Origin of the sequence: Streptomyces tubbatahanensis, from assembly GCF_022699385.1 — a bacterium.
Classification (GTDB): Bacteria; Actinomycetota; Actinomycetes; order Streptomycetales; family Streptomycetaceae; genus Streptomyces; species Streptomyces diacarni.
Map to the genome: position 1 here is coordinate 7737850 of NZ_CP093846.1, position 22921 is coordinate 7760770.

A 22921-nucleotide genomic window follows, 5' to 3' on the forward strand; every position below is an offset into this window, starting at 1 on the left:
GGCAGTGCCGGTACTGCTGGTGCTGCCGGTGCTGCCGGTGCTGCCGGCAGTGCTGGTACTGCTGGTACTGCTGGTACTGCCGGCAGTGCTGGTGCTGGCGGTGCTGGCGGCGGTGCCGGCCGACGGTCGACGACCTGGAGAAGCGATGACCATGACCGAGTGCCGCGTGTGCGGCAACCGCACGTTGCTGCCGATACTCGACCTGGGCAGTCAGGCACTGACCGGTGTTTTCCCGCGCAGCCGGCAGGAGCGTGTGGCGGCTGTGCCGCTGGAGTTGGTGCGCTGCTCGCCGGATGGGTGCGGTCTGGTCCAGTTGCGGCATACCGCTGATTTCGGGCTGATGTACGGCCAGGGGTATGGGTACCGCTCCGGCTGGGCGAGTTCATGATCGGGCATCTGGCGGCCAAGGCCGCCTGGCTGACCTCGCTGGTCGGGCCCGCTCGCGGGGATCTGGTGCTGGATATCGGCAGTAACGACGCGACGCTGCTGCGCGGCTATGCGAAGGACGGTCCGACGCTTGTGGGGATCGATCCGAGTGGTGACTATCTGCGCGAGTACTATCCGGCGCATGTGAGGCTGCTTTCGCAGTTTTTCACCCGGGAGGTCTTCGAGCGGGAGTTCGGCCCCCGCCGGGCGAAGATCGTCACGTCGGTGGCGATGTTCTACGATCTGCCCGATCCTTTGCGGTTCATGCAGGATGTGCACGACGTGCTCGATGAGGACGGGGTGTGGCTGCTGGAGCAGAGCTATATGCCGGCGATGCTGGAGGCGAACGCCTACGACGTCGTCTGTCATGAGCATCTGAAGTACTACGCGTTGCGCCAGATCGAGTGGATGGCGCAGCGGGTGGGGCTGACCGTGATCCGGGCCGAGGTCAACGACGTGTATGGCGGGAGCTTGTGTCTGGTTTTGGCCAAGAGGCCCGGCCGGTACGGCGTCGATGAGGCGGCGATCGGGCGGATCAGGGCCCGGGAGGCCGCGCTGGGTCTGGAGACGATGGCGCCGTTCGAGGCGTTCGCGCGGGCGGCTGTCGAGCGCCGGGACGCGTTGGTGGAGTTTCTTGACTCCTCTCGCAGGGCGGGCAAGCTCACGGTCGGCTACGGTGCCTCGACGAAGGGCAACGTGATCTTGCAGTACTGCGGTCTGAGTGAGCGGGACCTGCCGTGTATCGGGGAGGTCAACAAGGACAAGGACGGCAGTTTCACGCCCGGCACGGGTATTCCCGTCGTCTCCGAGGCTGAGGCCAAGTCCCATGCGCCCGACCAGTTGCTGGTGTTGCCCTGGATCTACCGTGAGGGTTTCATCGAGCGGGAAGAGGCGTATCTGCGTGGTGGTGGCAGGCTCGTCTTCCCCCTTCCCGAGATCACCACCGTGTAGCCGCCGGCCGGCGAAGACAGGGGCGGGCAAGGCGCCCGGTGCCCGGCCGGCGTGCGGCAGAATGAGGGCCATGCCAGCCGGTATCGCCGTCAGCGTCCTGGGTCCTTTCCAGGTGCGTTCTCCCTCCGGCCCTGTCGATGTGCGCGGTTCCCGGCTGCGGACACTGTGCGCGGTGCTCGCGCTGGGCGCCGGCCGTGAGGTCTCCCGGGCTCAGCTGCTGGAAGCCCTGTGGGATGAGGAGCCGCCCGCGGCCCCGGACAACGCCCTGCAGGCGCTGGTCTCCCGGCTGCGCAGGTCGCTGCCCGGGGTGGCCGTCGAGTCCGGGGCCGGCGGCTACCGTCTGGTGCTCGAGCGCGCGGCGGTCGATGCTTGGTGTTTCGAGGCGTTCGTGCAGGACGCCGCCTCGGCGCGTGGCGAGGGTGGGCGGCGGCTGGATCTGTTGCGTGAGGGTCTGGGCCTGTGGCGGGGCCCGGCCCTGTCGGGTCTGATACAAAGCCGCACGGTCCGCGCCCACGCCGCCCGCCTGGGCGAGTTGCGCTGGCGCGCCCTTGAGGACCGTATCGAGGCCGAACTGGAGGCGGGCGGCGGCGCCTCGCTGGTGGCCGAGCTGAGCGGACTCGTCTTTGAGGACCCCTACCGGGAACACACCCGCGCTTTGCTGATGCGGGCCCTGCAGGCGGCGGGCCGCCAGACCGACGCGCTGGCCGTCTACGACGACGCCCGAAAGCGGCTCTCCCAGGCGTTCGGTATCGACCCCTCGGCCGAGCTCCAGCAAACCTACCTGGAGGTACTGCGGGGCCAGGCCGTCTCCCCACCCACGCCGGCACCGCCGCCGGCGGCGGCACCCGTGGTCGCGGGCGGGGGCCGGCGGCGGCTGCCCACGCCGCTGACTCCCCTGGTGGGCCGGGAAGCGGACGTGTGCCGGGTGGGGGAACTGCTGGACCGTGCCCGGCTTGTCACCGTCGTCGGGCCGGGCGGTGTGGGCAAGACGCGGGTGGCGGTCGCCTCGGCGCGCCGCGTGGAGGAGGCGGGTGATCCGGTGTGGATGGTCGAACTGGCCGCCGTAGGCGACCCCTCGCACGTGCCGGGTACCGTCTTGCGCGCCACCGGGATCGGTGAGGGCGGACTGCTGGGGGCCGAGTTCGCGCAGGCGCCGCACGAGCTGGTGATGCGGCGGCTGACCGGTCTGCTCGGTGAGGGCCGCGGGCTTCTCGTCCTGGACAACTGCGAGCATCTGGTGGGCGCGGTCGCCCAGATCACGGCCGAAGTGCTGGCCGCCTGCCCCCGGCTGCGGGTACTGGCCGCCAGCCGCCAGCCGCTGGGTGTGCACGGCGAGCGGCTGCACCACCTGGGCGGGCTGCCGCTGCCCCCGCGCGATGGCTCACTGGCCGAGGCGGCCGCCGCGCCGGCCGTCCGGCTTTTCACCGACCGCGCCACGGCCGTGCGCCCGTCCTTCGTGCTGGATGGGGAGACCGCCGGGCCGGTCGTGGAGATCTGCCGGTCCCTGGACGGTCTGCCGCTGGCCCTGGAGCTGGCCGCCGCCCGGTTGCTGTCGCTGTCCGCCCAGGAGATCCGCAGCCGTCTGCATGACCGCTTCCGGCTCCTTGAGCCGCAGGGCGGCTCAGGCGAGCGCAGGCAGCGCACTCTGCGTACGGTCACGGACTGGAGCTGGGAGCTGCTCGAGCAGGCCGAGCAGACCCTCGCCCGCCGTCTGGCGGTCTTCGCCGGCCGTGTCGAACTGCCGCTCATCGAGCGGGTCTGCGCCGGCGCGCCGGGGGCGGCAGACCCCCCCGTCCCCGGCGAGCTGGAGCAGCTGCTGTCCTCACTGGTGGCCAAGTCCATCGTGTACACCGACCAGGCCGAGGGGCGCAGTGGCTACCGCATGCCGGAGACGGTGCGGCTGTATGCGGGCGAGCGGCTCACGGCGGCCGGCGAGGAGAGCGCGCTGCGCCAGCGGCACGCCGAGACGCTGCTGGAGATCGCGCAGGCCGCCGAGCCCCGCCTGCGCCGCGGGGAGCAGACACGGGAACTGGCGGCGCTCACCCTGCTGTGGGACGACTTCCATGCCGCCTTGCGCTGGTCGCTGGCCAAGGCGCCGCCCGAGCTGCCGCTGCGCCTGGTGGCCTCCCTGGAGTGGTTTTGGCTGCTGAGCGGCCGGCGTACGGAGGGGGCCGAGTGGACGCGGCGCGTGCTCGCCCGCACCGGCGGCACCAGGCCGGTGGAGCGGGCCATCGTCTGCGTGGTGGGAGGGCTGCAACAGGGGGCGCTGCTGGGCCGCGAGGAGGGCGTGGCCTACCTGTTCGAGGCGCTGGAGCTGGTGCAGCGGCTGCCCGCCTCCCAGACGGCCGAGCATCCCGTCCTGGTGGTGGCCGGCGTCCTGGGCTCGCTCGCGTCCGGCTCCCCCGAGCGGGTGGGTGAAGTGCTGCGCCGGCTGGCAGGGCACGCCGATCCGTGGCTTGCGGCACTGGCCCGTATGCTCCGTGCCCGGATGCTGGCCAACGCGGGGCAGCCGAGTGCGGCGCGGGGCGAACTCCTCGCCGCTTTGGAGGGTTTCCGCCAGGTCGGCGAACGTCTCGGCCTGGCCTACACGCTCTCGGCGCTGGCCGAGTCGGACAGCGCGCTGGGGGACCACGTCGGGGCGGTGAGCGCGCTGCGGGAGGCGTTGCAGGCGGTCACCGAGCTGGGCGACGCGCAGGACGCGCCGATGCTGCTGGTGCGGCTGGCCACCGAACACGCCAGGGTCGGCGCCTTCCGGTCCTGCGAGGGGTGCCTGACCGACGCCGAGAGGGAGGCCACGCGGCTGGGCCTGGGCGAGGTGCTGGGCGTGGTGCACCATGCGCGCGGTGACCTGCGGCGCGCCGAGGGCAGGCTGGAGGAGGCACGCGGCCTGCTGGACCGCGCCCTGGCGCAGGTGACGCGGCACGGCAGGGGGGTGGGCTACCGGCCGGCGGTGCTCGTCAGCCGGGGACACCTGGCCGTGGCCGAGGGCCGCACGCAGGCCGCGGCGGAGGCGTGCGCGGCGGCGGCACAGTTCGCGCGCACGGTCGGCGAGGCCGGGCTGCGGGCCCGGGTGCTGGTGCTTGCCGCGGACATGGCCCTGGGCCAAGACGAGCCCGAGCGGGCGGCGGCCCTGCTGCGCACGGCCTGCGAGGTGCGGGGCGAGGCTATGGAGACCGAGCCCGACGTACGGCGGATCACCGCGGCCGCCCGCAGCGCCCTGGGCGCCGAACGGTACGCGGCCACCGGCCCCCTCACGGTGGCCGCCGCCGAGGCGCTGGCCGCGTCAGGAGGGGGACTCAGCCGCTCACCGGCGCCTCCGCCAGCTCGGTGAGGAGCGGCACGATACGCGCGGGGGAGGGCAGGTCGCGCATCTCCTGCGCCACCTGGGCGGCGGCCTGGCGGTAGCCGGGCTCGGTGAGGACCTCTTCCACGGCGCGGCGCAGCCCGTCCGGCGACTCGTGCGAGAGCACCGCCGTAGGCTCCAGCACCAGGCCGGTGCCGCGCGCCGCGATCCGTTCGCCGACCGCCGCCCACGACGGGTTCGGCTGGGCCACCACCAGCTGCGGCACGCCCAGGGCGAGGCCGGTCAGGGCCGTGCCGGCGCCGCCGTGGTGCAGCAGGGCATCGCAGCCGCCCAGGAACAAATCCAGCGGCACCCGCCCGCAGGCGCGTACGGAGTCCGGGAGCGCGCTGTGGCCCTGCGGCACCGCGGTGACCAGCGACTCCAGGCCGGGCACCGACGCCAGCCGGTCGACCAGCGCCTTCCACACCGCCGGCTCGCACAGCATCGGCGTCTGCCCGCCGAAGGAGACACACAGCCTGTGCCGGCCTTCCCTGCGCTGCGCCCACCCGGGCGGCGAGCCGGCTCCGTTGAACGGCACGAAACCTACCGGCTGCGCCGCCGAAGCCTCCGGGCACTGGAGGCTGGGCGGGCAGGGGTCGAGCACCATCGCCGGTGCCGCCGGGCCGTCGGCGACGCCGCGGGCGGCGGCCACCGCGGCGAGCGCGTCGCGGGCCCGGGGGATCGACTGGGAGCTGATCCGGTCCGGTCCCCAGCGGTGCACTACCGCGGGGACGCGCAGCGCCGCGGCGATGATCAGGCCGCTGAACTCCAGCGGATCGACCAGGAGGAGGTCGGGCTTCCAGGCGCGGGCCGTCGCCAGGTGCGCGTCCAGGACGCCGTCGACCCGTTCTCGCCAGCGCTCCTCCAGCACGCCCCAGTCGGGGGCCGCGTTCGCCAGCCCGGAGGGCGCGGCCGACCGGCGCACGCGGCGGCCGGGCGGCTCGTTGACGGCGACGCCGGACAGCCCGGCGCACGCGGCCTCTTCCACCACCGCGGGCGGCCCGGCGACCAGCACCTGGTGGCCGGCGGCCCGCAGGGCCCAGGCGGTCGGGACCATGGACACAAAATGGCTCGGCACCAGGCCGACGATGAGCGTACGCATCCCCGGCTCCCTCAGCGCTCGCGGTGGTAGGCGCGCAGCGCCAGCGGAGCGAAGACGACCAGCAGGAGAGCGGAGGCGATCAGCGTCTTGGTCACCGGCTCGGCCACGGGTCCGGCGACCAGGAGGCCGCGGATGGAGTCGGCGAGCATCGAGACCGGGTTGTAGGTCACGATGGCCTGCAGCCAGCCCGGCATCGTCTCCACGCGCACGAACGCGTTGCTGATGAAGGTCAGCGGCAGCATCAGGCCGAAGGCCAGGGCCTGCACGTTCTCGGGGTTGGAGGCCAGCAGGCCGGCGAGGACCGAGGCCCAGGACAGTGCGAAGGTGAAGACGAGCAGCAAAAGGAACATCGGGATCAGCCGCGTCCAGCTCGTCTCGATGCGGAAGCTGAGCAGCATGCCGGCGGCCAGCAGCAAGACCACCGACCACACCAGCATCACGTAGTCGGCGGCGATCCGGCCGATCAGCGGCGCCGTCCGGGAGATCGGCAGGCTGCGGAACCGGTCGAAGAGCCCCTTGGTCACATCGGTGTTCGTCGCGATGGCGGTGCGCGCGGTCACCAGCACGGCGCTTTGCACGATCAGCCCCGGCACCACGAACTGCAGGTAGGCGTGGCGTGAGCCGGCCATCTGCCCGGCCAGTACGAAGGCGAACAGCACCACGAACATCACGGGCTGGATACCGACTTCGACCAGCTGCTCGGGATTGTGCTTGATCTGTACCAGCTGCCGCCAGGCCACCGTGGCGCTCTGCCGCATGGCGTGCCCCGGGCCCCGTCTGCCGCCTGTGCCCTGGGCGGGTGGCGCGCTGCGGGCTGTGGGGAGGGCCGTCATACCGTCGCTCCTGTCACTGTCAGCTGCTTGAAGACCTCATCGAGGCTGGGCTCCCTGATGGAGAGTTCGGCGACCTCGATGCCCGCGTCCTCCAGGGCGCGGGCGAGGCTGGAGAGCGCCCCGGTGTCGTGCACGCGGGTTTTGACGAGGCGGCCTTGCAGGGTGTGCTCGCCGGTGGTCTGCGTGACCACCTCGGCGGTGCGTGCCAGGTCGCTGCCGTGGAGGGGACGCACCTGCAGGGTGGGCCGGCCGACCTCCTGCTTGAGTGTCTGCGGGGTGCCTTGAGCGACCACGGATCCCTGGTTGAGGACGACGATGTCGTCGGCCAGCTGGTCGGCCTCCTCCAGGTACTGGGTGGTCAGCAAGACGGTCACCCCGCGGCCCACCTCGCCGCGGATGATCTCCCACAGCTCGTCACGGGCGTGGGGGTCCAGGCCGGTGGTCGGCTCGTCGAGGAAGATCACCTTGGGCCGGCCCACCAGGCAGGCCGCCAGGTCCAGCCTCCTGCGCATGCCGCCGGAGTACGTCTTGGCCGGACGGTCGGCGGCATCGGTGAGGCTGAAGCGGTCCAGCAGGCTGCGCGCCGTCTCGCGCGCCTGGGAGCGGGGGATACCCAGCAGCCGGCCGAGGAAGAGGAGGTTCTCGATGCCGGTGAGCCCGTCGTCGACGGCCGCGAACTGGCCGGTGAGTCCGATGATCTCGCGTACGCGGTCGGCCTGGGCGGTGACGTCGTGCCCGTGCACGAACGCCTGCCCCGCGTCGGGGCCGAGCAGGGTGGCGAGCATGCGGACCACGGTCGTCTTGCCCGCGCCGTTCGGGCCGAGCAGGCCGAGCACGGTGCCCGCCTCGACCTCCAGATCGACGCAGGCCACCGCCGTCGTCTCGCCGAAGCGTTTGGCCAGGCCCATAGCCTGGATTGCGGCTGTCACAGGTATCTCCCTCTCCGCTTGCCGGTGTGCGCGAGAGCAGGTGCGCAACGAGTCCTTCCGCACGCTAGGAAGCAGGCCTGGCGCAGCGCTGACACGCCGCTGACACGGCCCCACGCCCGGCACACGGGCCCCCGGGAACGGCCCCGGCCCCGCCCCCCGGCCCGCCCCCCGGCCCGGCCCCCGGGCGGCGTCGGTGCGGCCCTGGATCGCCGTTCCAGGGCCGCTTGAGCCGCGGCGATGAAGCTGGGGCGGCACGGCGCCGACCGGGTGCCACATGTTCCGGGCGAGGTGTGGACGTTATGCGCGTGCTGTTCGTGACCTGGGCGGCGCCCGGGCATCTGCTGCCCATGGTGCCGCTGGCCTGGGCCTTCCAGGCCGCCGGTCACGAGGTGCGGGTGGCCGGCCCGCCCTCTTGCCACAAGGCCGTGCTCGGCAGCGGCCTGTCCTCGGTCAGCGTCGGTGACCAGGCCGCGCTCGCGGCGCTGCCGGTAGCGCCCGAACTGGCCCAGTGGGGCCGGCCCGCACGCTGGCCCAGCGGCTGGTCGGCACACCTCGACCTGCTCGATCCAGGCCGGCGGCGGGTGGTGCGGGCACTGTATGAAAAGCAGTGCGCCGCCGCCCACCTGGTCTTGGACGACCTCGTGGCCTTCGGCACCTCGTGGCGCCCCGACCTCGTCGTACACGACGTGCTGGCCATGGCGGGGCCCGTTGTGGCAGCCGTACTCGGGGTGCCTGCCGTGGGCCACGGCTGGGAGATCGGCAGCACCCTGCACAGCCCCACCGCCGACCGCGACGACCAGCCGCTGCCGGCCTACCTGCGGCTGTTTGAGAAATACGGCACCACCGCCGTCGAACCGGCCGGATGGGTGGACCCGTGCCCGCCCGCGATGCGGCCGCCGGACGGCGCCCCCGTGCGGCGGCTGCCGGTACGCTGCGTGCCCTACAACGGCGCCGGCACCCACGAGGAGTGGCTCACCCGCCGCCGCGGCCGGCCCAGGGTGTGCGTGACGGCGGGGATCGCCGGCGCCCGCTACCGGGACCCCGCGGTGCGGGACGTGTTCGCCCTGACGCTGGAGTCGCTGGCGGCCACCGACGCCGAGATCGTCCTGGCACCGGGCGGCCCGCTCGAGGACAACCGGCTGCCCGACGGAGTGCGGGTGGTGCGCGGCATGCCCTTCCGGATGCTGCTTCCCGAGTGCGACCTGGTCGTGCACCACGGCGGGGCCGGCACGGCCCTGACGGCGGTCGCCTCAGGCGTTTTGCAGATCATCGTGCCCCCCTCGCCCATCTGCACGGAGATCGGGCACGGCGTGGAGCGGGCCGGTGCCGGCGTGATGACCGGCCACAGCGACAGCGGCGCACTGCTGGCCAAGACGGTCGCCGACCTGCTCGCGGCACCCGAGCCGCACCGCCGGGCGCTGGCACGGCTGCAGGCACAACTGGACGCGCTGCCGGCCCCGGCCGCACTGGCCGACCGCCTCGCGGCGATGCCCGCGTCGTGACACCGCCGGACGCGCACGGCACCGCCGTCCTGGGAGGCAGCGGGTTCCTCGGGCGGCACATCTGTGCCGCCCTGCGGCACAGCGGTGCCCGGGTCGTGTCCGTCGCACGGCGCCCCGCCCCCGGCTTCGCCTCGGTCCGCGCCGACCTCGCCCGCGAGCCCGTCACCGCGCTGAGCGCACTCCTGCGCAGGCACCGGATCGCGACCGTGGTCAACGCCGCCGGCGCGGTCTGGGGCTACGACACCGCGGCTCTACAAGAATCCAACGTGCGGCTCGTGGAACGCCTGCGCGAGGCGGCCGCGGCAGTGCCCTGGCGCCTGCGCTTCGTCCAGATCGGCACGGTGTTCGAATACGCGCCGCCCCGGTACGGGCAGCGGCTGACCGAAAAGGCACCCCTGCAGCCCTCGACGGCCTACGGAGCCAGCAAACTCCAAGGCGGCGAGACCGTCCTGGCCGCCACGGCCGACGGACTGTGGGACGGCCTGGTCCTGCGGGCCACCACGTGCATCGGCCCGGGCCAGCCGGCCGAGGGGCTGCTCGGACGGGTGGAGGCGGCGCTGCGCACCGCGCACCGCGCGGGAGGCACCGCACACCTACGGCTCACCCCGCTGAGCGCCGAACGCGACGTCGTGGACTGCAGGGACCTCGCCGCTGCCGTGACCGCCGCCGCCGCCTCCCCCGCGGCGGGCTGCGCGGTCAACATCGGCAGCGGCTCCGCCGTACCCGTACGCCGGCTGGTGGACCTGCTCGTCACCGCCAGCGGGGTGCCCGCACGCATCGTCGAAGAAGGACCGGCCACCGGCAGGAGCGCCGGAATCGACTGGCTCGCCGTGGACACCGGGCGCGCCGGGGAACTGCTCGGGTGGCACCCGAGCTACAGCCGCAGCCAGACGGTCCGGGACATGTGGAGCGAGGCCATCACCAACGCCGAAGAAGGGCCTGACTGAGCCGATGGACACACGCAGCACACTGCTGGAACTGACCAGGAAACTGCACCAGGAGGAGACCGAGGAGACGTTCGTGCCCGGCCGGACACCGATCCTGACCTCGGGAGCGGTCCTGGACGAGGAGGACCGGGTGGCCTACGTCGGGGCCGCACTGGACATGCGGATCGCCGCGGGAGGCCACGCCCGCACCTTCGAGAGCCGTTTCGCCCGTGCGATGCACACGCGCAAGGCGCACCTGACCAACTCCGGCTCCTCCGCGAACCTTCTCGCGCTGAGCGCGCTGACCTCACCACAGCTGGGGGAGCGCCGGCTGCAGCCCGGCGACGAGGTGATCACGGTCGCGGCGAGTTTCCCGACCACGGTCAACCCGATCCTGCAAAACGGGCTGGTGCCGGTCTTCGTCGACATCGAGCTGGGCACCTACAACACGACGGCGGAACGGATCGAGGAGGCCATCGGCCCGCGCACCCGCGCCATCATGATGGCGCACGCGCTCGGCAACCCGTTCCCGGTGGCCGAGGTCGCCGAACTGGCCGACCGGCACGGGCTGTTTTTGATCGAGGACAACTGCGACGCCGTGGGCTCCTCCTACCAGGGCCGCCTCACCGGCGGCTTCGGAGACCTGGCGACGGTCAGCTTCTACCCGGCCCACCACCTCACCATGGGCGAGGGGGGCTGCGTCCTGACCCGCAACCTGACACTCGCCCGGATCGTCGAGTCGATCCGGGACTGGGGCCGCGACTGCTGGTGCGAGCCGGGCGAGGACGACCGCTGCCAGCGCCGCTTCGACCAAAGCTTCGGCACGCTGCCGCCCGGCTACGACCACAAATACGTCTTCTCGCACGTCGGCTACAACCTCAAGACCACCGACGTGCAGGCCGCGCTCGGCCTCTCACAGCTGCGCCGGCTCGAGGAGTTCGGCGCCGCGCGGCGCCGCAACTGGCAGCGGCTCCGCGACGGACTCAGCGGGGTGCCGGGGCTGCTGCTGCCCGAGGCGACGCCCGGCAGCGACCCGAGCTGGTTCGGTTTCGTCCTCACGGTGCTGCCCCAGGCGCCCTTCACCCGCAAGGCACTGGTCGACTTCCTGGAGGCCCGCAAGATCCGTACCAGGCGCCTGTTCGCGGGCAACCTCACCCGCCACCCCGCCTACCGGGGCCGCCAGTTCCGCGTCGTCGGCGAGTTGACCAACAGCGACGTGACGACCACCTCGACGTTTTGGATCGGCGTCTTCCCCGGCATCACCGCGGAGATGACCGACTACATGGCGGCCTCCGTCCGCGAGTTCGCCGCCGCCGGCGGCTGAGACCGGCCCACGGCGGGCAGACCCGCAACGCCCGCAGACCGGCTGCCCCGGCAACGGGGCGGCCGGGTGCGCCGGGCCGCCTCTGCGGCACCCCTGCGCGCACCCGGCCCCTGCGGTCAGTCTTGGCCCAGCGCGTACCGGCCCCAGCCCTCGGCGTTGACATCGGGCTGCAGCGCACCGTGGCCCGCCATGCAGTGCACGTCGCGCCACACCCGCTGCACCGGGCTCGACTCCGACTGGCCCCGGGCGCCGCTCATCCGCAGCAGCCCGTTGACACCGTCGAGGAGCAGATCGACCGCGGTGGAGTAATCACGCGTCAAACGCAACGTCAGCTCCTCGGTCACCTCGCAGGCGTCCGCCTGCGCCGCGGCGCGCTCCACCAGCAGGCGCGCCGCGCTCACGCGTGCGGCCGCCTGCGCGAGGGCGATCCGCACACCCGGCCGCAAGGTGGTCTTCGAGCCGTTGATCTCCACGCGCCGGGAGGTCCACTCCGTCCACCGGGCCAGGGCCCCCTCGGCCGCGCCGACGCCGGGCCCGACGAAGAACAGGCCGTTGATCAGCTTCAGCGGCAGACGGTGCGTGCGGGGCGCCTGGCCATCGGTCTCACCGGCGAGCATGGAGGCGTGCGCGAAGCTGCGGTGCTCGGGAACCAGGACGTCCTCCAAACGCACGCTGTTGCTGCCCGTGCCGCGCAGGCCGACGTTGCGCCAGGTGTCCAGGACCTCGTACTGGTGCCGGGGCACTACGAAGTGCCGGAGCGCGGGCGGCCCCTGGTCACCGGCCAGCAGCGCGCCCACCATCGTCCACTTCGCGTGGTCGACGCCGCTGGCGAAGTCCCACCGGCCGCTCAGCCGCCACCCGCCCGGCACGCTGCGCACGGTGCCGGCGGGGGCCAGGGACCCGGCGAGCGGCACGTCGGGCCCCTCGCCCCACAGCTCCTGCTGCCCCTGCAGAGGCAGGTGGGAGCACATGCGGCCGACCGCGGTGAGCACCCCGGCGCACCAGGCCGCGGACATGCAGTGCGCACCGACCGCCGTCAAAGCCGCCAGCAGGTCGCCCACCGCCCCCGGCGCGGCGGCCGACCCGCCCCAGCGCGGCCCCACCAAGTGCCGGGCGAACCCGGCCTCGACCAGGGCTTTCGACACCTGTGGGGCAAGGCGGTGTTGGTGATCGGCCTCGGCGGCGGACTCGCCGGCGAGCGCGGCGGCCTTGGCCGCGGCCTCCACCAGACCGGTGGACGAGGCAGGGGCGTGGGGTGTCCCATCAGTGCTGGGCATGGCTGTCCGCCTCTCTGGCAGGGGAATCGGCCGGCAGGCTGTGGAAGGTGCGGGAGAAATAGACCAAAGGCCGCCCACCGAAGGCCGTGCAGCGCTCCACCCGGCCCACGAGGATGATGTGGTCCCCCGCATCGATCCGCCGCTCCAGGACGCACTCGATCGTCGCCAGCGCCTCGGTCAGCAAGGGCACCCCCGCCAGCCCCGAAGACGTGTGCAGGCCCTCGTACTTGTCGACGTTCTTGGTGGCGAACCGGCCGGCGACCGCCACCTGGTCGTCACGCAGCAGGTGCACCGCCATCGCTTCCGCCGCCTCGAAGACGGGCCGGCAGTCCGCCTCGCGGCCCAGGCACACCAGCACCATCGGCGGCTCGGCCGACAGGGAGGAGAAGGCGGTGGCGGTGAACCCGTACGGCCGCCCCCCACCGTCCCGCGCGGTGACGACGGCGACGCCGCTGGGCCAGCGGGCGAGCGCCGCACGGTAGCTGACCAGCTCCCCCCGCGGTGGCGCGGTCACCCCACACCTCCCCGGGCACGCCCGGCCGCCGTGCGTACGGCGTCGACGAGCTCGGCCTGGCCTACGGCGGCGCTCCGTTCCGCGGCCGGGTCCCCGGCACCGCGCACAAGCGCGGCGAACCGCTCGGCCGTCCGCGCGAACTGGTCGTCGGCCGGCAGCCTCACCTCCTCCTCCGCACCGTCCTGGCGCCGGACGCGTACGACCGGCCGGTGCTCGGGCGCAGGCGTGAACGCCCGGTCCAGGACGAGGCTGCCGGTGCTGCCCCACAGCGTGTAGACGCACCGGTAGGCGTGGCGGAAGCCGAAGGAGACGTGGGAGACGGCGCCGCCCGCCCCGGCCAGCAGCGCGTGGCCCGACACGTCCACACCCGTGCCGGGGTCGACGCTCAACTGCGCGCCCAGCACCGCCGGCACCGCCCGCAGCAGCAGGCTGGAGGCACGCAGGGTGTAGACGCCGGCGTCGAGCAGGGCGCCTCCCCCCAGATCCGGCCGGTAGCGGATGTCGCCGGCGGGCAGCGGAGGAAAACCGAACTCGGCGGTGACCGAACGCAGTTGGCCGATCGCCCCCCGGTCCACGAGCTGTGCGACCGCCGCGTGCTGCGAGTGGTGCAAGAACATGAAGCTCTCCATGAGCACCGCACGCCGCTCCTCGGCCAGAGCGGCCAGCTCGCGCGCCTGGTGTGCGGTGGTGGTCATCGGCTTCTCGACGAGCACGTGCTTGCCCGCTCGCAGCGCCCGTGCCGTCCACTCCGCGTGCAGCCCCGGCGGGAGCGGCACATAGACGGCGGTGATGTCCTCGCGTGCCAGCAGACGCTCGTACCCGTGCACCGGTTCGGCCCCGAACCGGGCCGCCGCGGACTCGGCCCGTGCGCGCTGACGGCTCGCGACCGCCGCGACCGCCACGCACGGCGTGCGCGCCATCGCCGGCAGCATCCGCCGCATGGCGACGCCCCCGCACCCCAGCACGCCGACGCGCACCGGCGCCTCCCGCGCGCTCACCACAGGCTGTGCAGGCAGGCCACCAGGGTACGGGCCTGGACGTTCAGGTAGTGACTGTGCTCGAGCAGACGTGTCACCTGGTGCGCTGCCAACCACCGGTAGCCCTCCGGCACCTTGAGGGGGACCTCGTCCCCCGCCTCCACGATCATGTAGCGGCACTCCGCCCGGTGGAACCTGCCGCCCTCCTCCGACTGCACGGCATCAAAGCGCACCCGGTCTGCCGGCACGGCCTCGATGTGCTCGAGGAAGCGCGGCCGGTCCCCGGCGGGCAGGCCGCGGTAGTTGTCCGGGGTGCACTGCACGGTGGGGGCGAGTTCGACCCCGTGCAGGTGCCCGGCCTCCGGGCGCGCGTGCAAGAGCAGGTGCGCCACCCCGTGCACGCGCTTGACCACGAGCGCCGCGAGACCGAGCCCGTGCGGCGCCAGCAGCGGCTGGGTCCACTCCCGTACCTCTCGGCTGCCGGCCCGCACCCGCGCCCCGATGACGGAGAAGTACCGCCCCTGGGCATGGCTGATCGCCTCGGGGGTGCGCCTCCAGCCCTCGATCCCGGCCAGCGGTACGCGCTCGGTGCGCAGGTCGTGCCGGGCGGTACGGTCGGTGAACCAGTGCAGCAGCTCCCGCATCGGGTGCAGGGCGTACTCGAAGTCGGTCACCGAACGGCGCAGAGCCGCGCGGGGGTGTGTCGCCTCCCCGCCGCCGGGCGGAGTGGTCGGGCGGGCCAGCGGCATGCACGAGAGCACCGTGCGGGCGTCCATGTTCACCGCGTTGTCGCTGTGCAGCAGCTCCAGCACGGTGCCGACGGGCATCCAGCGGTAGTCCTCGTGCACCTCGACGTCCCCCTGCACCTCGACCACGATGTTGCGGTTGCGCTTGCCCAGGAACCAGGAGCCCTGCTCGGACTGGAGGACGTCGACCAGGACGGTGGAGCGGCCCGGGTCGGTGAAGTACTCCAGGTAGCGGACCGCCGCCCCGCCGTGCACCCGCGAGTAGTTGCTCCGGGTCGCCTGCACGGTGGGCGAGAGCTGGACGACGTTGGCGTTGCCCGGCTCCATCTTGGCCTGCATCAGGCACTGCACGACCCCGTCGATCTCCTTGACGAGGAAACCCAGCACGCCGACCTCGGGCTGGTTGATGATGGGCTGCTCCCAGCGGGGGATTGGCCCGTAGTCGCTGTGCACGCGGTGGCCCTGGACCGTGAAGAAACGCCCGCTGGCGTGCCCCAGATCGCCCGTGTCCGCGCGGAACGACCAGCCGTGCAGCTGGGCGAAGGGCACCCGCTCCACCTCGAAGGTGTGCGCCGCCCTGCGGGCGGCCAGCCAGCGCAGTGTCTCCTTGACCGGCTCCGGGCCCCGGCCGGCGGCCGCCGACTCGGTCAACCGGGGCGACGGGTCGGGCGGCGCGGGCGCCCGGCGGGCAGCGGCGCCTGGTGTGCCGGTAGTCATCTGTCACCTCACGACGGGTTGGACGAGCAGGTCCCGCAGGGCCTTCTTGTCGGGCTTGCCGACGGCGGTGTGGGGCAGCTCGTCCACGAGTTCGAGCCGTTCGGGGATCTTGAACGCGGCCAGGCCCAGCCCGGTGAGCGCCGCCGCCACCTCCTCGAGGGTGAGCGTGGCGCCCTCGTGCACGCGGACGAACAGGCAGGCGCGCTCGCCCAGTTCCGGGTCGGGGACCGCGACCGCGGCCACCTCGGCCACCTGCGGCAGCCGCTGCACGAGCGTCTCGATCTCCCCGGCCGCGATCTTCTCGCCGCCCCGGTTGATGAGGTCCTTGACCCTCCCGCACACCACGACGTGACCCTCGCGGGTGAGCCGCACCTCATCACCGGTGCGGTACCACCCGCCGGGGGTGAAGGAACGGGCGTTTTGCTCCGGCGCCCCGAAGTAGCCGCGCGGGGTGTAGGGGCCGCGGATGAGCAGTTCGCCGACCTCACCCGGCCGCACCGGCCTCCCGTCGCCGTCCACGACCAGCAGCTCGTCCCAGGGGCTGATGGGCGGGCCCTGGGTGGTGTGCGCGACATCGTCGGCAGCGTCCGGCGGCGTGTAGCAGATCAGCCCCTCGGCCATGCCGTACACCTGCTGGATGCGGCAGCCCAGCGCCGGCCCGACGCGCGCGGCGAGTTCCGGCGCGAGCACGGAGCCGCCCACCTGCACGTGGCGCAGGCTGGACAGGTCGCGCCCGCAGTGCGCCGCCGCCTCGGTCCACTTCAAGGCGACGGCCGGGACCGCGGAGGTGACAGTGACCGCCTCGCGCTCGACGGCCTCGAAGAAGGCGTCGGGGCGCGGCGAGGGCAGCAGCACCACCCGCCCGCCGGCGTCCAGCGTGCCCAGGATGCCCGGGCTGGCCAGCGGGAAGTTGTGCCCGACGGGCAGGACGGCCGCATACACGGTGTCCTGGCCGAAGCCGCAGGCGGCGGCGCTGCGCCGCAGGTTGTAGGTGTAGTCGTTGTGCGTGCGGCCGATCACCTTCGGCAGCCCGGTGGTGCCGCCGGACAGGAGGAAGACGGCGACGTCACCGGCCTCGGGCGCCAGCCGGTCCAGCCGCCGGCGGCGGGCCTGCCCCGCGCCGTCCGGCTCCAGCAGCTTGCGCACGTGGTTCGCGAGCTTGGCCTGGCGGGCGGCGGCAGCCGCGGCTTCGGCGGCGCGCTCGCTGGTCGCAGCCATCGGCCAGTGGCTGTGACCAGCACTTCACTACAGACCCTCAGCGCCGGTTCACAGCGCGATCACTATTTTGCCGTGGACATGCCTCTTAGCCTGGGTCGTCACGGCTTCGCGGATCCGCTCGACCGGGAAGGTCGCCGCGATCGGCACCGTGATTCGGCCGGAGTGGACCGCGTCGGCGATGCGCTCCATGGCGCCCGGAGCCGCGTCGAGGGCGCCCGCGGTGTGTACACCGGGCGGCGGGGCGGGGCCGTCGGCCACGACGGAGATGCGCTGGGGTGCCACGCCGAGCTTGAGGGCGGCCTCGGCTGCCTCTCTGGCGAACAGGTCGGTTGCGGCGGTGATGCCCTCGGGTGCCAGGGCCCGCACCCGGTCCACCAGGCCGGGGCCGTACGCGACGGGCTCGACGCCGAGACCGCGCAGGAATCCGAACGTGCCCTCGGAGGCGGTACCGAGCACCCGGGCGCCCGCGAGCTTCGCCAGCTGCACGGCGAAGATGCCCACGCCGCCCGCCGCCCCGCCGACCAGGACGGTGTCTCCGCTGCGGAGCCCGATCGAGGCGAGCGCGGCGGAGGCCGTCAGGCCGGAGACCGGAAGCGTGCCCGCCACCTCGTCGGCGACGCCCTCCGGGGTGGGCCATATCGTTGTCGCCGGTGTCTTGACCAGCACGAAGTCGGCGACGGACCGGCCAATCGCACCGCCGTACACCCGGTCGCCGGCCGCGAATCCCGTCGCTTCGGCGCCCACTTCGTCCACGACTCCGGCGAAGTCGCTGCCGAAACCGGCGGGCAAGGTGATGCCGAACCGCGCTGCCATGTCGGGCTGTGTGGTGATCTGCCAGTCCATCGGATTCAGCCCGGCGGCCGTGACCCGGACGCGGACCTCGTCCGGTGCGGCGTGCGGCTCGTCTATCTCCTGCAGTTCGAGCACCTCAGGGCCGCCAAATCGCCGGTAACGGACAGCTTTACTCATAGGTGACCCCTCTTGGCCAGTGATGGGACTTGGTCTCATCAACCCTACATCAGTGATGAGACCAAGTCCCGTAGACTGCTCTCATGGCTCGCTGGCAACCCGACGCACCAGGACGACTCGCCACCGCCGCCCTCGACCTCTTCGAGGAGAACGGCTACGAGAACACGACCGTGATCGAAATCGCGACGCGTGCAGGGCTCACCAAAAGCACGTTCTTCCGCTACTTCCCCGACAAACGCGAAGTGCTCTTCGACAGGGGCACAGTGACCGACTTCCTCATCGAAGGAATCACCTCGGCACCCCCGGCGGCCGGACCACTCGACACGGTGGGAAACGCCCTCGACACGCTCGGCCGAACGTTCTTCACCCCCGACCGCCGCGAGTTCAGCAGCCGACGACAGGCCGTACTCAACGCCAACACGGAACTGCGTGAACGCGAAGCCCTGAAAAGACTCGACCTCACCACCTCGATGACCGAAGCCCTCACCCGCCGCGGCACCCCGAACCTCACCGCGCGCGTAGCCGCCCAACTGGGCGGACTCAGCTGGGAAATCGCCTTCAACCAGTGGATCGACACCAACAACAACGAAGACTTCGGCCCACTCGCACAGCAAGCACTCACCGAAGTACGCACGGCCGGAGCCCTACACTGAGACCCCTACCACGCCGCGCTCGCTCTATGGGGCCACCCGCCCTCCCCACACCCCACAGAACATGAGTCAACCACCTGACCGACCCCACCATGCGGAGAAAAACGACGACACCGCGTACCCGCATGCTCCCCGCGAACAAGAACTCCGATGACGGAAAAAGCCTCAGCCCCTTCTACAAAAACAATCGCCTCCTGGACGGGGACGAGCAGAAAGGTCTCGGCGCGCCATAGCGCAGGAGGACGCTGAGCCTCCCCACAACTCCTCGACCCCGAACGGGCTGACCTTCTCCCAGCCCGGGTGCGCCGTCATCCTGGTCAGCGCCAGCATCGACGAGATCAACGTCGAAACCGAAGTCCGCGGCCAGCCGCCGTCCAAGGACGACACCGCCTACAAGCAGACCGACGAACACAGCGCGGCCAGGCACAACCAAGAAACCGAGCCGCCACCCCCTCGGGGCCACCCCAGCCCAGGCGAGACCGGAGCAACCCCCCTCCACCGCCGAACAGACAGACGAGACCACCCACCCGCGGATCTGCCGCACGGCCAATGACACACCCAGCCCCAACTCCGCCAGCCACCCCGAACCGAGGTGGCCGAGCCTCGTCGACGTCTTACTCGTGGGAGCTGATGAGACCACCGGAGGTAAGAACGATAGACACGCCATTGGCATCGAGCCCGGCATCGCGACCGTCAGCATCCATCGTGCCCATGACACCATCGTGCCCAATGATCTGAGCGCGGAAATGCCCCTCGCCCTGCTCGGTGACCTTGGCCTTCCAACCACCCTCAAGGTTGAAAGTACCGGGCCCCCGCTGACCGGCATCCATCCACGAGGAAATGTGACCCCCCGCAGTCAGAGTGACGAACATGCCGTTCCCGTCATCCCCGCATCACGCCCGTCGGCATCCAACGTCGCGACCACAGCACCATCGCTGACGATCTCAGCACGGTAGTGCTGGCCACCGACCTTGGAAACCTCGGCCTTGCTCCCATCGACCAGAGTCTGAGTGCGAGCCGCAGAAGCACTCTTGGACGTAAGGGAAGCGCTCTCGTGCTGCGCCTGACCCTGCGCGCTGGCACCGGCCTTGTGAGAGCCGGACGCATCGTTGTCACCGCTCTGGCAGGCGGTCACAGAAAACGCCGCAGCGGCAGCCACCGCCACCAGAGTGGCCGAACGAACGGTACGACGAGCGCGACGGATTGTCATGGCGGAAAACTCCCAAGGTCTCGATGCGCGGGCCCCGCCCCTGTCATGACCGGACCCACCCGGATCTGCTGTTGGCTACACAAGGTGAGATAGCCCTGAGACGGATGTTGTTCACCAGCTTGTGTCCGCACTTGGTAACAGCAATACGGCCACCTGCCGCTGTCCTACGACCAGGCCCCTGCCTACGAACTGCCCGCGATCAAGGCAAACACGGCGATCCTCGGTAGCCGGCCTTCGCCCGCCGCTACGGTTTCGACCCGCCCCGCCCGACGCAGTGGGAGGATGCCGGAGCCGGCCGAACTCCAGCACGTAGCCCTCGCCGCCGTCGCCCCTCACACCGACCGCGGCCTTCTCGCCCGGCAAGTCGCCCGCGAGAACGCCCAGCGTCACACCCTGGCCGCCTTCCTGAACGGCTGGGACGCGACGGGCAGGGAGCACCGACGTAGCGCTGGACGGGCGCCCGCAGGGAGGCGAGCGGAGAGCGCCGGCCCTTCTCCACCGCGCGCAACTGCACCCAGTCGACCTCAGGGGACGGGCGGGGACGACCGCGTCGACGGACGCCGTGGTGCAGAGCGCGACATCAAAGGCTCCGGCCCAGCTGGTGCCGAAGCGGACCTCGATCGACTGCGGGGAGCGGACCCAGCCGAGCCACACCATGTGGTCGAACTCCCGCTCACCGAACGTGACGCTACCCGTATCAGTACGTACCTGAAGCGATGCATCGCGTGTGTGTCGACCAGGGCCTCCCTGTACCTCCCCGGGCGTTTTTCATTCAGCCCATGATCACGTCCAGTTGCACTTGTGGATCGCCACAAACAGGGCGTCCGTGGCGTACGTCCAGCTCACGTTCGGCAGGTGCGACTCCAGATCCCACGAATTCCCGGTGTTCCAACTGCCGTCGGACTCCTGGTGCGCGTATGCGGCGTGACACGCGTACTGCTTACGCAGAGATTCCGCCTCGTCGGTCGTGTCCAGGCGCAGCGGATTCGGCGTGTTCGTCCATACCTCCTGCCATCCGTCGACGGCCTTGTCGATACCGCCCGGAATCCGGCATCCGTCGGGAAGACCATCAGTACGAACTTGTCCGAGTCCGTCGGCAGGTTCACTTGCACGCGCTTGACTAGGCTGCCCGGGGCCTCCACGTTGTAGCCGGTGCACTCGCCGTCGCAGCCCTCCGTTGCGCCCCCCGGAATCCAGAACAGCGTCGCACCTGAGGCGAACTGCTGCGTCACCTGCCGGTACGTGTGGACACCCCCTCGGCCATCTGTCCACGAGCCGGTACCGTCCGTCTCGTCGGACACCGGGTAGCCGAACGCGCTGTTCTCCCAGCCGTACTCGCCCCACGTCGCACCGATCTTCCCCCATACCGGGTGGGCGCCGGTCGCCGCCGACCAGTACACGGTGCCGCCCTCGAACTCCTGGCGCACCCCCTTGCCGTCCGCGTTCTTCAACTCGTCCGACTTCGGTAGCCGAGCGCGGATGTCTCCCAGCCCATCGCCTGCCACTTGTCCGCGCACCGCCCCCCATACCGCGTGGGAACCAGTCGCCGCCGACCAGTAGATCGAGCCACCCTGGAAGTGGGTGTACCGGCCGCGCCCGTCGGGAGCAGTCACCTCGTCCGTCACCGGGCATTTCAGAGGCGAGGACACCTCACCCACCTCGATGTACTTGTCGAGGATGGCGCCGAGACGGTCTTCCCGCAGAAGTCCCCGTCGGCTGCGACTGCCGGGGACGACGTAAGGAAGGGGGCGGCCAGGCAGACTGTAGCGAACAGAGCGAGTTTCCGAAGTGTTTTCACCTCGGAAAGGTACTGGCGAAAGATGTGCGCGAGGAGAGGAAATCCGGCTGGGCTGCACCGGCACGCTCCTCATCCAGCTGCCGGCCCCCAACCTTGGCGAGCCCTGGCCAACCTCGACCAGGACGGCGTCGACGTCCAGAACTTCCACGGCAGCCCGGGCCACCAGGACGACGACACATGGGGAGCGAGCGTGAAGTGCCAGTAGCGTGCCCGTGGCTACGTTCCATCTCTCCACCATCGTCAGTTTCCGGAAAAGGCGCTCGATCTGCCACGCCTCGAGCGTGGTTGATGGCAGAGTCCTGAGAGGAGCCGCTGGCGCGGAGTGGTACCGGTGTGGACACGGTGCTGGCACGGCGCAAGGACAACACCCTGTACGGGGCTCGAAATCGGCCCCCACGGCTTGCCCTGCGGGGTCTCCTGGGAGGCCTTTTCTGAACGCACAGCGGCCAGACCATCGCGTGTAACCCAACCGATCCCCACTCTGCACTGGGCCGCGAGACCCGCTGACGCCCCGCACGCTCATCCTGGACGGCTGGCAGAAAACCAAGACGGAACTGACCACAGCGGCAGGACGGTGCTCCGCTGCGGGCCCAAGGTCAACGTCTTTGAGTGGCGCACCTCCACCACAAGGGCTGGAGGATCCTCCAGGTGCGGGACCGAGGGCCCAGCGCCGAAGAGTTTTCTATGCATTCTGTGCGAGGAGCCCCGGCCTGCCTCCTACTGGGATTACTGTCATTTACCCGGCCACGGCCTCGTTCGTGGACCCTGTGCGTCGGCTGCAACGGCAAGGAGTGGCAGAGCAAGGAATTTTCAAAAGCCGAGGTAGCGTCAAGCACCTGTTGCACTGCAACCGCTGCCGGACACAGAACACCCTTCCGGAACACCACTGGGCTGGGGTGGTACGCCAATATGTGCACGACTAGGTCACCGCCGGAAATTGTGAGTGGCCCACCCATATGGAAGTAGACCTAACAGCTCGCGAGGACGGCTGGTATGACTACACCTGCACTGCCCGACTGCGAGATCCGAGGCCAGACAGGAACGGTATCGACTGTCGAAGTACGGCGAATCATTGACGATCTTATCGAGAAAGCGTGAGCTGCTGAGCTGACATTGTTTCGGTTTTCCGGATGGCGGCATTATGGGATGGGGGACGGCGCACTGTGCCCCCAATTCCGACCCCCCGTGCATACTTGAGTTGGCGTCAGGAATCCTGCCGAGGGGGCGGGGGATGTGCCCAAGGACCAATATGCACTCTCCAGTGCATATTGGGGGAGTGGGTCGGGGCACCGCACTCCTCCTCTCCGTAGCCCGCCTCGTGTGGCCCCGGAGGGGGACACAGCGTCACTGAACCTAGGGGGTGAAGCAGACCGGGAACAAGGGAAATACCAGTCCAGTGAGCCCGGTTGGCTCCGGCCGGAGGCCGGGGCCCCGCCCCGGAGGGGCGCGGTCGGCGCCCGGAGGGTGCCGGTTTTCCGACGCGCAGCGTCGGCGCGTCGTGTCTGCGAG

General features: G+C 71.3%; 19 protein-coding genes and 1 pseudogene. 7 read left to right on the forward strand and 13 right to left on the reverse strand.

Annotated features, from left to right (window positions below; genetic code table 11):
• Positions 1 to 4 precede the first annotated feature (4 nt).
• From MMF93_RS33565 to MMF93_RS33190, 3 genes are all read left to right on the forward strand, one after another.
• The gene (locus MMF93_RS33565) at positions 5 to 388 is read left to right on the forward strand and encodes a class I SAM-dependent methyltransferase (protein WP_341483320.1); all 384 of its coding nucleotides are present in this window, start codon (positions 5 to 7) and stop codon (positions 386 to 388) included.
• A complete protein-coding gene (locus tag MMF93_RS33185; protein ID WP_341483321.1) occupies positions 385 to 1377 on the forward strand; it encodes a class I SAM-dependent methyltransferase in 993 nt (330 codons plus the stop codon). The genes MMF93_RS33565 and MMF93_RS33185 overlap by 4 nt, the downstream gene beginning before the upstream one ends.
• A 70-nt stretch (positions 1378 to 1447) precedes the next feature.
• Positions 1448 to 4708: an AfsR/SARP family transcriptional regulator gene (locus MMF93_RS33190; protein ID WP_242748350.1), complete on the forward strand. Its 3261-nt coding sequence runs from the start codon at positions 1448 to 1450 to the stop codon at positions 4706 to 4708.
• On the opposite strand, the gene MMF93_RS33195 is transcribed toward MMF93_RS33190, so the two are convergent.
• The 3 genes from MMF93_RS33195 to MMF93_RS33205 are packed head-to-tail and all read right to left on the reverse strand — an operon-like array spanning position 4674 to position 7584.
• A complete protein-coding gene (locus MMF93_RS33195; RefSeq protein ID WP_242748348.1) occupies positions 4674 to 5822 on the reverse strand; it encodes a nucleotide disphospho-sugar-binding domain-containing protein in 1149 nt (382 codons plus the stop codon). The genes MMF93_RS33190 and MMF93_RS33195 overlap by 35 nt on opposite strands.
• An 11-nt stretch (positions 5823 to 5833) precedes the next feature.
• Complete coding sequence (locus MMF93_RS33200) at positions 5834 to 6655, reverse strand: ABC transporter permease (protein WP_242748346.1); 822 nt, start codon at positions 6653 to 6655, stop codon at positions 5834 to 5836.
• Complete coding sequence (locus tag MMF93_RS33205) at positions 6652 to 7584, reverse strand: ATP-binding cassette domain-containing protein (protein ID WP_242757122.1); 933 nt, start codon at positions 7582 to 7584, stop codon at positions 6652 to 6654. The genes MMF93_RS33200 and MMF93_RS33205 overlap by 4 nt, the downstream gene beginning before the upstream one ends.
• A gap of 299 nt (positions 7585 to 7883) precedes the next feature.
• Between MMF93_RS33205 and MMF93_RS33210 the strand changes: the two genes are divergently transcribed.
• From MMF93_RS33210 to rfbH, 3 genes are read left to right on the forward strand one after another with little or no spacing between them, the layout of a single operon-like run.
• Positions 7884 to 9086, forward strand: coding sequence for a nucleotide disphospho-sugar-binding domain-containing protein (locus MMF93_RS33210; protein ID WP_242757124.1), 1203 nt, complete (start codon positions 7884 to 7886; stop codon positions 9084 to 9086).
• Positions 9083 to 10033: an NAD-dependent epimerase/dehydratase family protein gene (locus MMF93_RS33215; RefSeq protein WP_242757126.1), complete on the forward strand. Its 951-nt coding sequence runs from the start codon at positions 9083 to 9085 to the stop codon at positions 10031 to 10033. The genes MMF93_RS33210 and MMF93_RS33215 overlap by 4 nt, the downstream gene beginning before the upstream one ends.
• A 4-nt stretch (positions 10034 to 10037) precedes the next feature.
• Positions 10038 to 11336 carry a lipopolysaccharide biosynthesis protein RfbH gene (gene rfbH / locus MMF93_RS33220; RefSeq protein WP_242757128.1) on the forward strand — a complete coding sequence of 433 codons (1299 nt, stop codon included), beginning with the start codon at positions 10038 to 10040 and terminating at the stop codon, positions 11334 to 11336.
• A gap of 116 nt (positions 11337 to 11452) precedes the next feature.
• Here rfbH and MMF93_RS33225 read toward each other — a convergent pair whose 3' ends face one another.
• Genes MMF93_RS33225 through MMF93_RS33250 form a run of 6 tightly spaced genes read right to left on the reverse strand, consistent with a single transcriptional unit; the run spans position 11453 to position 17754 of the window.
• Positions 11453 to 12613, reverse strand: a complete 1161-nt coding sequence (locus MMF93_RS33225) for an acyl-CoA dehydrogenase family protein (RefSeq protein WP_242757130.1) — start codon at positions 12611 to 12613, stop codon at positions 11453 to 11455.
• A complete protein-coding gene (locus MMF93_RS33230; protein WP_242757132.1) occupies positions 12600 to 13127 on the reverse strand; it encodes a flavin reductase family protein in 528 nt (175 codons plus the stop codon). The genes MMF93_RS33225 and MMF93_RS33230 overlap by 14 nt, the downstream gene beginning before the upstream one ends.
• Positions 13124 to 14125, reverse strand: a complete 1002-nt coding sequence (locus MMF93_RS33235) for a Gfo/Idh/MocA family protein (protein ID WP_242757134.1) — start codon at positions 14123 to 14125, stop codon at positions 13124 to 13126. Before MMF93_RS33235 ends, MMF93_RS33230 begins: the two co-directional genes overlap by 4 nt.
• Entirely contained in the window at positions 14122 to 15567 is a 1446-nt protein-coding gene (locus tag MMF93_RS33240; protein ID WP_242757136.1) for an NDP-hexose 2,3-dehydratase family protein, read from the reverse strand. The genes MMF93_RS33235 and MMF93_RS33240 overlap by 4 nt, the downstream gene beginning before the upstream one ends.
• Before the next feature lie 3 nt (positions 15568 to 15570).
• On the reverse strand, positions 15571 to 16785 hold the full coding sequence (locus MMF93_RS33245) for an AMP-binding protein (protein WP_242757138.1): 1215 nt from the start codon (positions 16783 to 16785) through the stop codon (positions 15571 to 15573).
• Between the two features lie 48 nt (positions 16786 to 16833).
• Positions 16834 to 17754 carry an NADP-dependent oxidoreductase gene (locus MMF93_RS33250; protein WP_242757140.1) on the reverse strand — a complete coding sequence of 307 codons (921 nt, stop codon included), beginning with the start codon at positions 17752 to 17754 and terminating at the stop codon, positions 16834 to 16836.
• Between the two features lie 83 nt (positions 17755 to 17837).
• On the opposite strand from MMF93_RS33250, the gene MMF93_RS33255 reads away from it, so the two are divergent.
• Positions 17838 to 18407, forward strand: a complete 570-nt coding sequence (locus MMF93_RS33255; RefSeq protein ID WP_242757142.1) for a TetR/AcrR family transcriptional regulator — start codon at positions 17838 to 17840, stop codon at positions 18405 to 18407.
• A 611-nt stretch (positions 18408 to 19018) separates the two neighbouring features.
• Here the strand turns inward: MMF93_RS33255 and MMF93_RS33570 are convergent.
• The 4 genes and pseudogenes from MMF93_RS33570 to MMF93_RS33265 all read right to left on the reverse strand — a co-directional run bounded on the left by MMF93_RS33570 (position 19019) and on the right by MMF93_RS33265 (position 21263).
• Positions 19019 to 19276 carry a hypothetical protein gene (locus MMF93_RS33570; protein WP_341483322.1) on the reverse strand — a complete coding sequence of 86 codons (258 nt, stop codon included), beginning with the start codon at positions 19274 to 19276 and terminating at the stop codon, positions 19019 to 19021.
• On the reverse strand, positions 19261 to 19614 hold the full coding sequence (locus MMF93_RS33575) for a hypothetical protein (protein WP_341483323.1): 354 nt from the start codon (positions 19612 to 19614) through the stop codon (positions 19261 to 19263). Before MMF93_RS33575 ends, MMF93_RS33570 begins: the two co-directional genes overlap by 16 nt.
• Before the next feature lie 460 nt (positions 19615 to 20074).
• Positions 20075 to 20283: pseudogene (locus MMF93_RS33580) on the reverse strand (hypothetical protein); the annotation flags it as partial.
• Between the two features lie 173 nt (positions 20284 to 20456).
• Positions 20457 to 21263, reverse strand: a complete 807-nt coding sequence (locus MMF93_RS33265; protein ID WP_242757144.1) for an LGFP repeat-containing protein — start codon at positions 21261 to 21263, stop codon at positions 20457 to 20459.
• Positions 21264 to 22921: the final 1658 nt, after the last annotated feature.